We start from the raw sequence: 14,240 nt of genomic DNA on the forward strand, positions 1-14,240 counted from the left end.
GATATACTCATCTTTTATCGGACAAGACGTCTTCGATTATGCTATTCTGCTCTCAATCATGTCCGATATATCACTTTTATCGGACAAGACGTCCTTGATTTACGCTATTTGCTCTCAACGTGTCCGATATATCAGTTTTATCGGACAAGACGTCCTTGATTTACGCTATTTTGCTCTCAACGTGTCCGATATATAGTTTTATCGGACAAGACGTCTTCGATTTATGCTATTCTGCTCTCAACTTGTCCGATATATCAGTTTTATCGGACAAGACGTCTTCGATTTACGCTATTCTGCTCTCAACTTGTCCGATATATCAGTTTTATCGGACAAGACGTCTTCGATTTACCCTATTTCTCTCTCAACTTGTCCGATATATCACTTTTATCGGACAAGACGCACTTGACTTCGATTTCCGCTGTTTCTCTCATTACGTGTCCAATATCTCACCTTTATTGGACACATCGACATCGATCCATAAAACAATCCATCCTCATGCATATCTACTTATACAAATTATACTTTGCACCATACATCGATGCTTGTGTACGATCCTTCACTTCAAGTTTTGCAAAGATATGACTGACATGCGTTTTAACTGTCTTCTCTGATACAAATAGCTCTTCTGCTATCTCTTTATTGGTTAAGCCTTTCGACATTTCAGCTAATACTTCTAATTCACGCTTAGATAATGGATTTTTAATATGCGGCAAATTTTGCCCGGATTCTTTATATGCTTCTACACTCGGATGGAACGCCTGAGCGCCAGATAGTACCTGTTTGATCGTGTGAATCAAAACATCAGGTTCACTGTCCTTCATTTCATAGCCATCTGCTCCTGCATCTATCACACCCATTACATGCTCTTCATCCACGAAACTGGATAATACAAGTACTTTCACTTCCGGATAGCTGTTTTTAATGGCTTTAGTTGTTTCTATGCCATCCATGTTAGGCATCACTAAATCCATAATAATTAAATCCGGCTTATCATGTTCTTTAAGATATGACACAACTTCACTGCCATCGCTGAAATCAGCAACGACATCAAAGTCTGCTTCTGTTGATAGTAAAAATTGTAATCCTTGTCTCACAATATGATGATCATCTACGATTATTATTTTCATGTTGTTGTCCTTTCGGATAAAAAAGTTCTATTATTGTTCCGACATTTTCTTCACTTTTCATACTAACTTCTGCGCCTATTTCATTGCTACGTTGCAGTATGTTCTTTAGACCATGCGTCGGTAAAGTTTTTGCTGAACTTACTTTAAATCCTTTACCTTTGTCTTCTATCTTCATTATAAACTGTTCACTTTTCTGCGATAAATGAATAGATACTGCATCTGTTTGAGCATGTTTCTTAACATTATTCATTGCTTCCTGGATTATTCTGAAGATTGTATGTTCTACTTTACTTTCCAGATTGAGTAGACCAGTTACTTTAATCGTTACATCTAATCCTAACACTTCTGCGTAGTTCTTTACAGCTTCAACCAGTCCCTGCTCTAATCCCACTGGTTTCAACTGCCAGATTAATGCGCGCATTTCGTTGACAGCATCCTGACTGGTTGATTCTATCATCTGAAACGCTTGAATAGATTGCTCGTCCTTACTCATCGTCCCTGCTGCGTGTGCAGTGAGCTTTAATGAAAATAGCATCTGGTTAACTGAGTCATGCAAATCACGAGCGAGTCTATTTCGTTCTTCTTGTAATGCAGTCTCTCGTGCTTTCTCAGTAAGATAGATACGTTTGATTGCACTACCGATTTGGAAGGCCACAGACTCTAATAAGGCGAGATCTTCTTCTGAATAAATTTTAGTGTTCGGTGTCGCTACATTTAATAATCCAAATCTTTCATCACCTGATTGAAGTGGCACTGTTGCATGGTGTGTAATGCCACCGGTCTTATCACTATATTGTTTATTTGCTTTTACAATTCGTGAACATGTAATAATATTACTTGCTTTCGTTAACTTCTTCTGATGATATCGCGATACACACCAGCACGGTCCTTCTGTCATATAACGACAATCATCCATGAGCAAAGCATCCGGCAATCCATATTCAGATGCCAACGTATGGGTCCCGTCTTCATCGATAAAGAATATCCATCCAGTAGAAAAATTGGTCCCCTTAACCAATCGGTCAAGGGCACCATTCATCATAGAATATACTTCTGTCTCTTCATTTAAAAATTCAGCAATTTCTTTTAAAAGTAACGTACTATTCTTCATAAGCACACCATTCTTTTATATTAGTCACGTCTGTATTCAACGCGGTATAAATCATGTCTTCTATCACGTAACTGACGGACAGTACCGTCTTCTCGACCACGACGTAATACTTCTAAGTCAACATCACCGATCATAACCATCTCATCATTTTCACCCGTTTCACCGACGATACCATCACGTGCAAATCCAAAGTCACTTGGTGTATAGATACCAGAAGCAGAATACTGAATATCCATATTTTCAGTTTGCGGTAAGTTACCACATGTACCACTCGTAACAGTATAGATTTGATTTTCTATCGCACGTGCCATTGAGCAATATTTCACACGCAGATAACTTTGTCTGTCTTCAGTTGAGAATGGTGTGAATATTATTTTAGCACCCTTCTCAGTCGCAATACGTGCCATCTCCGGGAACTCACTATCGTAACAGATTTGAATCGCAATCTTACCACAATCTGTATCAAATACTTCCACCTTCTTACCAGGTGAAATACCCCACCATCTGCGTTCATTTGGCGTAACATGAATTTTATATTGCTTTTCAATTGATCCGTCGCGTCTAAATAAGTATGAAATATTATAAATATCATCATTTTCTTCAACGAAGTGACTGCCGCCAATAATATTAATATTATATCGCATTGCAAAGTCATTAAACATTTCAATATATTGTTCCGTATATTTTGTCAACTGACGGATAGATTCTGCTGGATTTCTCTTCTCATCAAAACTCATCAGCTGTGTCGTTAATAATTCCGGGAAGACAACAAAGTCACTGCCTGCATCATATGCTACATCAACGAAATATTCAATTTGGTTCGCAAACTCCTCAAATGAATCAATTTTTCGCATCATGTAGTTAACTGTACAGATTCGTACCGGATAACTTGTTCTGAAATGTAGGTTAGATTTAGCAACGAAATCAGGGTTGTTCCATTCCATTAACGTTGCGTACTTACTGCTTTTCACATCGTCTTTTAAATAGTTCGGATTAATACGCATCAAAGTAAATCCGTTCATAAACTGGAATGTAAGTACTGGATCCTTAATTTTACGTTTCATCACATCATTGACATATTCACGCGGTGTTAATTCATCCTGATATTGATGATAATTCGGAATACGTCCTCCGATAATGATTGATTTTAAGTTAAGTTCATAAGCGATTTCACGGCGTGCTTCATATAAACGTTGTCCAACACGCATACCACGATAATCTGGATGAACCATTACTTCAATGCCATATAAGTTATGTCCATTATCATTATGATTTGTAATATATCCAGAATCCGTAATATCATTCCAGGTATGTTTATCATCATATTCATCAAAGTTAATGATCAAACTTGAACATGATCCGATAATTTTCTCTTCATATTCAATAACCATCTGTCCACGTGGAAACAGGTTAAGATGTGATTCTAAATGTGCTCTTTCCCACGGTTCCATACCTGGGAAACAAATTTTTTGTAGTGCTATAATTTCATCGATATCATCAAATGTCATTTGTCTTGCTTCAATCGATTTATTAAATTTGTCTAAATTAATTTCTTCAGTCATGTAAATTCTCCTTTAATTCATCTATAATAGTATATAAGCGAATGATGATTTATATAAATTTTAATATGATATTAAATATTACCCTATTATTATACGACTTAAATACGATTTAGGAGAAAAATTATGATTATAAATATTACTAAAGAATGGGATACTTTAACGATTGAAGAAATGTTAAAAGCTTTACACATTCCTAAAAAACCGATGCATGAATTCAGAATGTCAAAGGATATCACGATCAATGGTGAGACTGCTACATTAAGAAGCAAACTTTCTGAAGGTGATCAGTTATACTTACCAATCAGTGAAGAAAAAAGTGCATACAAATCAAGTTATCGTCTTTGTGAAGTAAAATATGAAGATGAGCATTTAGCAATCCTTGTAAAGCCTAAAGGTGTGAAAACGCATCCTAATGATATGGCTGAATCTAATACATTGCTCAACCATGCCATCTACACGTTAGACTCAGCATACGTAGAACCGGTACACCGCCTCGATCAGGAAACGGTAGGATTATTACTTGTTGCTAAAAATCCTTTCATCAAAAAGATACTCGACCGTATGCTTGAAGAACGAGAAATCACACGTACTTATCGTGCCAAAGTTAAAAGTCATCTTCCACTTAAGAAACAAACAATCGATCTACCAATCGGTAAAGATAAGTTTCATCCAAATAAACGTCGTGTTTCACAAACAGGTGATCGTGCAGTAACACATATTGTTGATTCAAAAGCTTTAGGTGATGGCATCGCAGAAGTTGAATTGACATTAGAAACGGGTCGTACACATCAAATTCGTGTGCATCTTGCAGCAATCGGTTATCCTGTGCTTGGTGATCCACTGTACAGTGATTCTAACTTGCGACAGCTTGCGCTTGAAAGTTACAAGCTGGAATTTATCCATCCACTTACTCAGGAAAAGATTACTGCAATACTTGATTAAGCAGTTCAATTGCATAATATATTAAAGATTTATATGATAATAATCATATAAATCTTTATTTATTTTTAGGAGGCGCATCATGGAAAATGCAATACAGCATAAGTTATTAACACGTAAAGCGGTCAAAGTTTATGACCCTGAATATAAAATGTCAGAAGAAGCATTGCTTGAAATATTAGAAGCTGCTAATCAGGCTCCTTCAGCATGGAACCTGCAACATTGGGAATTTCTTGTTGTGCATAGCGACGAAGCGAAAGCAAAGTTATTACCACTAGCATACAATCAGGCTCAAGTGAAAGATTCGAGTGCAACGATTATTATATTAGGTGATAAAGAAGCGAATAAAAATATCGATACAGTATTTGACCCTGCCATTGAAGCAGGTACGATGACTCAGGAAATTAAAGATACGATTGCCGGTCAAGTAAACGGTGTCTATCAAAATGAAGCATATGCATATGAGGCAGCAATTATGAACTCTGCATTTCCGGCAATGCAAGTGATGAATTTTGCAACGCTTAACGATTTAGGTACATGTGCCATTGGCGGATTTAATCGTACCGGTATACAAGAAGCGTTTAATATCGATGAAAGATATGTACCTGCACTGATTATTACTATCGGTAAAACGTTAAAAGAACCTAGAACAAGTGAGCGTCGCAATATTAATAGTGTTACGAAGTTTGTTTAAATCATCCTAAATATCAATGTAAAATAAAAAATGAGCCATTTCGTATGAAATCATACGAAATGGCTCGCTTTTTTTCTTATTTCTTCAGACGATTTCTGACAAATCCTAATAATTTGGCACGTTTACTCATTACCGGCTGAGGCTCAGTAACTTTAGGCTTCACCAATGTACGTTTATAATTTTCTGCCTGATTCACAAGTTCTTCCTGTGAATTTACAGCATTCTGATTATTACGTACATAATGATATACACCACTCGCATCCTGCTCACGAGCTTTTTGGTTATCATTAAGCTGTAGCTCTAAAATTTCTTTTAGTTCGTTCACAATCTTTGGATCTAAGATTGGGAATAAAATCTCTACACGTTTAATCATGTTACGTGTCATCATATCTGCAGAAGATAGATACATCTTTTCTTCACCGTTATGATAGAAGTAATAAATTCTAGAATGCTCAAGGAATCTACCAACAATACTGATTACACGAATGTTTTCACTAATACCTGGGATACCAGGACGTAAACAACAAATTCCACGAATGATTAACTTAACTTTTACGCCAGCCTGACTTGCCTCATATAATTTCTTAATAACTGTCTTATCAGTTAATGAATTCATCTTGGCGATAATTAAGCCATTACCAAATTCTTTATGAAAATCAATTTCCTGATTGATATGTTCAACAAATTCATCGCGAATTTCAAATGGTGCGACATGTAATTTCTTATATGTTGGTTTTTCTGAATAACCACTTAAATAGTTAAAGAAATTCATCGCATCCTGACCAATTTCTTTATTCGTTGTGATAATACCCATATCAGTGTAGATTTTAGCAGTTTTATCGTTATAGTTACCTGTACCTAAATGTACATAAGGTACTACTTCGTCACCTTCTTTTTTCACGACTAAAGTAATTTTAGAGTGCGTTTTTAAGTGGGTCATACCATAAATTACATGACATCCCGCTTCTTCAAGCATACGCGCCCAGTGCACATTATTCTCTTCATCAAATCGCGCTTTCAACTCAACAAGCACTGTTACTTGTTTACCAGCTTCAGCTGCATTCTTCAATGCATCAATGATAGGTGAATCACTTGATACACGATATAACGTCTGTTTAATTGCTAACGTATTAGGATCTTCAGAAGCTTGTTTAATAAAGTCAACAATTGGTTGGAATGACTCATATGGATGATGGAAGAAGATATCATGTTTCTGCGCTTCTTCATAAACATTACCACCATTTAAATATTTCGGTGGTGCCGCTTCAAATGGTTTAAACGCTAGCTGTGGATATTTCTTCTCTATCATTCCTGCTAACTGGAATAACATTGTTAAATCAAGTGGTCCATCTAACTTATAGATATCACGTGCTTCAATCTCTAATTCATTCATTAAGAAAGAACCGTTAATTGACGTATCATGGCGCGTATCGATTTCTAAACGAACAGCAGCGCCACTTTTACGTTTCTTTAAGAATTTTTCAATTTCAATTAATAAATCTTCCGCACCATCTTCATGAATCGTTAAATCTGCGTTTCTTGTAATTCTGAACGTAAATGTACGAATGACTTTATAACCAAAGAATAACTTATCGATGAAATGATTAATCACATCTTCTAATAATACGAAGATTGTACGTTCACCATTTTCAAGCTGAATAATACGATTTAATAACGCTGGAATCTGAACAATCGCAGATTTCTTTTCACCAGCATCAGTTTCTACATCTACGAATATATTTAATGACTTGTTTGATAATTTAGGAAAAGGTCTGTAAGCGTCGATACCAAGTGGAGTCAACGTCGGTAAAATTTCAAAGTTAAACTTTTGTTCAATGATTTGATAGTTCTCAGGAGACAACTCATCAATTGCTTTAAAGAAAACCTGATATCCTTCTAACTCCTGAATCAAAGCTTTGTATTGTTCATATTGTAATTTAACGTTTTCACGATTAGCTGCATCAATTGCTACTAATTGTTCCGTTGGTGTTAACTGTGTTTTATTTTCAGGTTCATTAAAGTTCATCGCGACCTGATCTTTAAGGCCACCTACACGCACCATAAAAAATTCATCAGCATTTGAACTTGCAATTGCTAAAAATTTAAGACGTTCTAGTAATGGATTTTTCTTATCAAAAGCTTCCTCAATTACACGACGATTAAAACCTACCCAACTTACTTCTCTGTTGTTATAAAATGCCTTGTTGTTTAAATCTAATTTTTCCATTATCGTCACATCCACTTTTATTGTATATTAATTTACAGTCTATATTAGTTATACCTAACTATTGTAAAGATTCTGTAAAAATGAGATTAAGTTTTGACTTTATTATTTTCTCGATATGTTTCTTCTGTCTTTCAGCCTGATATTCTTCAGCAATCGCATCGCCAGAGTACTCAATCACTAAATCAAAGTGTGCTTCTTTTTTCTCAAAATACAAAGCTTTAACGATATTTGTATTACTAATATTTAATGCATAAGCGAATTTCAGTATACTGCCAAGCATTTGAATTGTTTCTCGCTCTTCGCTATTAAACCATTTCGTTTCATCTTCATAAAACTTAAGTAACGATTTATTTTTAAAGCTGGCAAGTAATGCAAGTTTCACCCTATTTTTATGGCTGATACCATTTAAGCTAGAGTTTGAAAGAATATAGTACGTATGTTGACTTGAGGCATCTGAATCGATGTAACTTCCTAAATAATAAAGATACGCTGCATTTCTTAAGAATGCTTTGTCACGCTTATTACCTTTAATCAGTTCAAACTTATCTAATTCATAATAGAGCGTCTCGGCAATCATTACACGTTGGTTCGCTTCTTCCTGGTTAATGTTATAGTCCGTTGCTAAGTTTTTTAACGAGTCTTTAAAGACATTGTCTTTATCGAACGGTAATACATACTCCTCTTCAAGAATGCTCATGATAACACCTTCACGTAACCCTTTACGTGAGAAGATAAATTCAGTCGCTTCTACTTCATCAAATAATGTATTAAATAATACACATGAAGGGATAATAATATCCTGTCGGTCTCTGCTTAATCCATCCAGATCTTCTAAGTCATCTTCAGATGCTGCAGTAAGGTTATCAAATACCAAATCAAGATCCGATTCTTTCATCGCATAGCCATGTACCCCTGCGATAGGATATTCTGTTAATGACTGATGGATTCTCGCAATATTACGTGCTGATCCACCAATCGCTATAATTGGAACACGGCGTTTCTCAAGCCATCGCAAACTTCTCAGCTGTTCCTGAATATACTTTGCCGCTGCTTCTATCGCATCTTTATCGTTATGTGCCTTACCTTCAAAAAACATATTTTGAAGCGTTACGACACCGAAAGGAAAACTATGTGAAAATTTTAATTCTTTATCCTCAAAGAATGTAACTTCTGTACTTCCTCCACCGATATCAACTGTGACACCATCCGAGTAATCTAAAGTATTAATGACTGCATAGAATCCAAAAAATGCTTCTTCTTTTTCAGAAATAATACGCATCTCTATGCCTGTTTTTTCTTTTACTTTATCGATTACTTCTTCGATGTTTGTTGCTTGTCGTACGGCAGCTGTTGCAACTGGATATAAAGCATGGACATCAAACTTTTGTGCAACTTTCTGAAAACTATTTAACGTGTCACATAATACTTCAATACCACGTTCTGACATAACTTTTTCGTTGTTTAAAAACTGATATAATCGTGCAGGTGTTTTTATATTCTGTAATTCCTGTAATCCTGTTTCTTTTGAGTATTCAAAAATAACTAAACGGATTGTATTTGATCCGATATCTACTAAACCTAATCTTTTCATAACTGACCTGCCCTTTCAGATTAAAACATTTTATTTTGGATGAATCATTTTTTCAGGTTTAATCCACTCATCAAATTGCTCTTCTGTTAAGAATCCTGAGTTTATTGCTGATTCTTTTAAAGTTAAACCTTCTTTATGTGCAGTTTTTGCGATATGCGCTGCTTTTTCATAACCGATATGAGGGTTTAAAGCTGTTACTAACATTAATGATTGATTTAAATAGTTGTGAATATTTTCTTCAATCGGCTCGATACCAACCGCACAGTTATCATTAAATGAATTCATACCGTCTGCTAAAAGATAGATTGATTGTAATGTGTTATACATAATAACCGGTTTAAATACATTCAGTTCAAAGTTACCTTGACTTGCTGCAATACCAACTGCAGCGTCATTACCCATTACCTGAACAGCAACCATCGTCAGCATTTCAGATTGTGTAGGGTTTACTTTACCAGGCATGATTGAAGAACCCGGTTCATTTTCAGGAATTGATAATTCAGCAAGACCTGCACGTGGACCAGATGATAACCAGCGTACATCGTTAGCAATCTTCATTAAATCTGCAGCAAGCGCTTTTAATGCGCCATGAACAAATGTCACTTCATCATGCGCTGTTAATGCATGGAATTTATTTGGTGATGATATGAAATCATAACCCGTTTGTACACCAATCTGTTTAGCAACGCGATCACCAAACTCAGGATGTGCGTTAATGCCAGTACCAACGGCGGTACCCCCGATTGCTAAATTCAATAATTCTTTTTTAGATAGGTTTAATAATGCTTCACATTTATCAAGCATATAACGCCAGCCAGAAATTTCTTGTCCTAAAGTTAATGGCGTTGCATCCTGTAAATGTGTACGACCAATCTTAATGATATCAGCAAACTTTTCTTCTTTTTCTTTTAATGTATTGCGAAGTGTATTTAATGCCGGCATTAATTTCGCTTCGATTTCATGGAAAAGTGATACATGCATTGCTGTTGGATAAGTATCGTTCGATGATTGAGATTTATTCACATCATCATTTGGATGAACTGATTCTGTGCTACCTGATTCTTTCAAGTACATATTTGCAACGTAGGCTACAACTTCGTTCACGTTCATGTTACTTTGCGTACCTGAACCAGTTTGCCATACAACTAACGGAAAATGTTCATCTAATTTTCCAGATAATACATCATCACATGCTTTTACGATGGCATCTGACTTCTCAGCTGATAATTTACCTAAATCTTTGTTGACAATTGCTGCCGCTTTTTTAAGATGAGCAAATCCGTAAACAACTTCGATTGGCATCTTTTCTTTTCCTACTGGAAAGTTTTGTTTACTACGTTCAGTTTGTGCACCCCAATATTTATCTGATGGTACTTCGATTTCTCCAAATGTATCATGTTCAATTCTAAATGACATTAACTATCTCCCCTTATCTATTGATACTTATATTTTACATTAAATAACGCTTACATTCATTAATTAATAAAAAAATACAGTACATAAATCATTATGTACTGTTCAATAGTTATTGAGGATCATCCTCTTGTTCCTGACCTTCTTCTCGTGCTTCAGCGTTTTGTTCAGAAATTTGTTCCATCTCTTTACCTAACTCTACAACGTCGTCGAAATCAGTAACCATTTCATTTTTATTATCATGTGATGTTGACATATAATCATTCCTTTACGCAAATTTTTGGAAGTAGTATTCACGTATATCTTGAGGCAATCCAGCGGCTGCTGCATCATCTAAAATCACATTGACCATACGGTGTGTTTTTAAATTCGCTGCTTCAAAGTTGCCGCCCGCTTCAGTATTGTATAGCTTTTCAACGATTGAAGCTTTGTCTGCGCCTGTTAATACGATAATAATTTCACGTGCTGAACGTAATCCTTTATCGTTATCCTGATTAATCTCTTTATAACCGACAGAGCCATCTTGAGTAATCGTAGCAAATAAAGTTGTTAATTTCCCTTTATTCTCTTTAGTCTTCGCTTCGTCTTTAATCAATTCCATAATATCTTTACCTGTTGCTTCATGGTATTGTTTATCAACGATACCAACAGTACCATAGTCGCCACGTAATTTATCATAATCAAAGATATGAATTTGACTCGTCTCAACAGGATTACGTGCTGTATCAGCCTTTAATTCTGCAATGACGTGACCAGCTTCATCACCTAACGCAGTAGCGATAATTGAAGTTGGATTATTGTTCATCTGTTTTCTAAATAAATCAGCAACGTAGTTCGATACGGTTAATTTATCTTCAAAAATTTTAAAATTCATTGCCATGTTCATTCCTCCTTAGAATCTTTACTCATTCTTTATTATATATGCTATACCCTATTTTGACAGCCCATAACACTATAAATATGAATATTATGAATAATTAAGGCAAACATCTATTTGTGGTTTTAAAAGTGTATTGAATAGGTTATAATAGTTTTATTAATGAAATCTAGGGGGATTACCAATGAATACATTATTAATCGGTATGGTATGTATCGCTTTCCTAACAGCTATCTTAACTGCTGGTCGTGAATCAAGCTACGGTGTTAAGGAAGAAGATTTAAACAAATAATCACAAAATAAGCCGAAGACAAATTGTCTTCGGCTTATTTTTATTGTTTCAGAAAGCCTTGCTGCTTTACGACACCATCTACATCAAGACGTGCTTTACCGCCAAGCATCTGTATTACCTGTTCACTCCATTTATCATCACGTTTACCTGCTGTACGCGTTTTATAATAGGCACTTGTGCGCGCATCATAAGCTTTATAATCATCATAGTTAAAATGCTGATATGTATTCTCATGATAAACAACGTCCAGTGGTAATCTTTCTTTCTGACTACCTTCGTCATCTGGTACACCGACAACCATGCCAAACAATGGATACGTGTATTCCGGTAATTTAAGCAAATCTATCACACGCTGCATATTATTGCGTAATGATCCGATATAACAAATACCAAGTCCCATACTTTCAGCTGCGACTGCCATATTCTGACTGGCTAAAGCAGCATCTACCGTACCGACTAATAGCGATTCTGTCGTCCCGAAATAATCATCTACATTTGATTCGAGATGATCTGCTAATCCATGATGACGATGATAATCAACCACGAATACAAAGAGATGGCCATTATGTTCAACGTAAGATTGACCACTGATTGCTCTAAGTTGCTGCTTAATGTGCTGGTCAGTAATACCGATAATTGAATATGCCTGGACATAACTTGATGTCGATGCACTTTGTGCTGCACGCACTAAAGTCTTAATCGTCTCCTGATTGAGCGCTTCATCTTTAAATTTACGAATTGAGCGATGGTTCTGTAATAACTGGATTGTATCGTTCATCACTTGACCTCCTTAGTTTAAGCCTGGATAGTTTTGTTGACGTAAAGCTTCATAGATTAATATTGCTGCTGTATTTGATAAATTAAGCGAACGAACATTGTCGTTCATTGGAATGCGCAGTGCTGTGTCCATATATTTTTCTTTAACCCAGTCCGGTAAACCAGTTGTTTCACGACCAAAGATAAAGAAATGTTTCTCGTCAGTGTTACTATAATCGAATGTCGTATGAGGTTTCGTACCAAACTTCGTCAGTAAATAATAGTGACCTTCATTCTTTTCAAAGAATTCTTCGATACTATCGTAATAGGTGATATTTACAAATTTCCAGTAATCCAAGCCGGCACGACGTAACATTTTATCGTCCGTAGAGAATCCTAGTGGACGAATTAAATGAAGATGCGTATCTGTTGCTGCACAACTTCTAGCGATATTTCCTGTGTTAGCAGGTATTTCCGGTTGATATAATACTACGTTAATTGATGACATTTATTTTTCCACACTTTCTATACTTTTTAATATTTCTAGTTTAACATCATTATCTGTTTCTTTTTCATATCTTGCCTTTAAATAATCAATTTCATCATGACTTATTTGACCAATTGCCCAATAAGCTGTTCCCTTAATTTCTGGTCGAGGATCACTTTCTGCGACTTCCTTTAAATCTGGTACTGCATCGATTTCTTTGAAATGAGCGAGTGCTAAAATGGCATTACGTTGAATCGGTTTCTTACCGCGCCATGCACCAGCTAAATGACCAAATTCTGATTTGAAAGTTTTATTCGTCATCTTGAGTAGAGGAACGAGTAGAGGCTTTAATTTTTCAGGTTCCAGTTCAATATCCTCATGGGTTGTATTGATACCTCGATTCTTCGGACACACTTGCTGACACGTGTCGCACCCATATAGACGATTTCCAATCTTACTACGATATTCGTCCGGCATAAATCCTTTCGTCTGGGTAAGGAAACTGATGCATTTATTCGAATCAAGCTGCCCATTACCTAGTAGAGCACCTGTCGGACAACGATCAATGCAAATTGTACAATCTAAACATGAATCTATTACTGGGTGATCGGGTTCAAATGGAATCGATACAAGTATTTCGCCAAGATAAGTCCATGTGCCTAAATCTTTATTTAAGATAAAGCCATTTTTAGCTGCATAGCCGAGACCCGCACGTTCAGCAACTGCCCTGTCACTGAGCACACCTGTATCTACCATATTCATCGTTTGTGCTTCAGGAACTCTCTCTTTAATAAATGCGACAAGCAGTTCGAGTCGTTTATTTAATAAAGTGTGATAATCAATTCCCCATGATGCACGTGCGAAAATACCTCGTCTTGCGCCACGAATACTCTTCGGTGCATTAGGTAGCTTATTCGGATAACCGACGGCAATCGCAATAATAGACTGTGCTTCAGGGAGAGAAAGCTTAGGGTTGATACGTTCTTCAATCGTGCCTTTCTCAAAACCAGAATCATAGTTATTTGCATAATATGCTTCCAGTTTTGGACGCAGTGACTCAAAAGGTTCTGCTGTAGTGAAACCGATGGCATCTATGCCAATCGTCTTACTATATTCAATAATTTCCTGCTTTAACTTTTGATACACCCATCTCTCCCCCTTTCA

General features: G+C 36.1%; 13 protein-coding genes. 2 read left to right on the top strand and 11 right to left on the bottom strand.

Translation table 11 applies throughout. The features are described from left to right. Positions 1–503 precede the first annotated feature (503 nt). The 3 genes from BFS35_RS10790 to BFS35_RS10800 are packed head-to-tail and all read right to left on the bottom strand — an operon-like array spanning position 504 to position 3,800. Positions 504–1,127: a response regulator transcription factor gene (locus tag BFS35_RS10790; RefSeq protein WP_099577443.1), complete on the bottom strand. Its 624-nt coding sequence runs from the start codon at positions 1,125–1,127 to the stop codon at positions 504–506. Beyond that, on the bottom strand, positions 1,105–2,238 hold the full coding sequence (locus BFS35_RS10795; RefSeq protein ID WP_099577441.1) for a GAF domain-containing sensor histidine kinase: 1,134 nt from the start codon (positions 2,236–2,238) through the stop codon (positions 1,105–1,107). The genes BFS35_RS10790 and BFS35_RS10795 overlap by 23 nt, the downstream gene beginning before the upstream one ends. A 20-nt stretch (positions 2,239–2,258) precedes the next feature. After that, on the bottom strand, positions 2,259–3,800 hold the full coding sequence (locus tag BFS35_RS10800) for a bifunctional GNAT family N-acetyltransferase/carbon-nitrogen hydrolase family protein (protein ID WP_099577439.1): 1,542 nt from the start codon (positions 3,798–3,800) through the stop codon (positions 2,259–2,261). 123 nt (positions 3,801–3,923) lie between these two features. Here BFS35_RS10800 and BFS35_RS10805 point away from each other — a divergent pair, with 123 nt between their 5' ends. Together BFS35_RS10805 and BFS35_RS10810 are read left to right on the top strand one after the other, a co-directional pair. Continuing rightward, positions 3,924–4,742, top strand: coding sequence for an RluA family pseudouridine synthase (locus tag BFS35_RS10805; RefSeq protein WP_099577437.1), 819 nt, complete (start codon positions 3,924–3,926; stop codon positions 4,740–4,742). A 79-nt stretch (positions 4,743–4,821) separates the two neighbouring features. Next, positions 4,822–5,433, top strand: coding sequence for a nitroreductase family protein (locus BFS35_RS10810; RefSeq protein WP_099577435.1), 612 nt, complete (start codon positions 4,822–4,824; stop codon positions 5,431–5,433). A gap of 76 nt (positions 5,434–5,509) precedes the next feature. On the opposite strand, the gene BFS35_RS10815 is transcribed toward BFS35_RS10810, so the two are convergent. The 8 genes from BFS35_RS10815 to queG form a co-directional block, all read right to left on the bottom strand. Then, complete coding sequence (locus BFS35_RS10815; RefSeq protein WP_099577433.1) at positions 5,510–7,660, bottom strand: RNA degradosome polyphosphate kinase; 2,151 nt, start codon at positions 7,658–7,660, stop codon at positions 5,510–5,512. Positions 7,661–7,718: 58 nt separating this feature from the next. Next, positions 7,719–9,251, bottom strand: a complete 1,533-nt coding sequence (ppx, locus tag BFS35_RS10820) for an exopolyphosphatase (protein WP_099577432.1) — start codon at positions 9,249–9,251, stop codon at positions 7,719–7,721. 30 nt (positions 9,252–9,281) lie between these two features. Continuing rightward, entirely contained in the window at positions 9,282–10,667 is a 1,386-nt protein-coding gene (gene fumC / locus BFS35_RS10825) for a class II fumarate hydratase (protein WP_099577430.1), read from the bottom strand. A 109-nt stretch (positions 10,668–10,776) separates the two neighbouring features. Continuing rightward, complete coding sequence (locus tag BFS35_RS13910; protein ID WP_165958672.1) at positions 10,777–10,920, bottom strand: SAS053 family DNA gyrase inhibitor; 144 nt, start codon at positions 10,918–10,920, stop codon at positions 10,777–10,779. Positions 10,921–10,932: 12 nt separating this feature from the next. Continuing rightward, positions 10,933–11,544: a sugar phosphate isomerase family gene (locus tag BFS35_RS10830; RefSeq protein ID WP_099577428.1), complete on the bottom strand. Its 612-nt coding sequence runs from the start codon at positions 11,542–11,544 to the stop codon at positions 10,933–10,935. Positions 11,545–11,873: 329 nt separating this feature from the next. Continuing rightward, positions 11,874–12,611, bottom strand: a complete 738-nt coding sequence (nfsA, locus tag BFS35_RS10835; RefSeq protein WP_099577426.1) for an oxygen-insensitive NADPH nitroreductase — start codon at positions 12,609–12,611, stop codon at positions 11,874–11,876. A gap of 12 nt (positions 12,612–12,623) precedes the next feature. Next, positions 12,624–13,097, bottom strand: a complete 474-nt coding sequence (gene trmL / locus BFS35_RS10840) for a tRNA (uridine(34)/cytosine(34)/5-carboxymethylaminomethyluridine(34)-2'-O)-methyltransferase TrmL (protein WP_099577424.1) — start codon at positions 13,095–13,097, stop codon at positions 12,624–12,626. Then, complete coding sequence (gene queG, locus BFS35_RS10845) at positions 13,098–14,222, bottom strand: tRNA epoxyqueuosine(34) reductase QueG (RefSeq protein ID WP_099577423.1); 1,125 nt, start codon at positions 14,220–14,222, stop codon at positions 13,098–13,100. Positions 14,223–14,240: the final 18 nt, after the last annotated feature.

The sequence above is a fragment of the Macrococcoides goetzii genome (assembly GCF_002742385.2).
Taxonomy (GTDB): Bacteria; Bacillota; Bacilli; order Staphylococcales; family Staphylococcaceae; genus Macrococcoides; species Macrococcoides goetzii.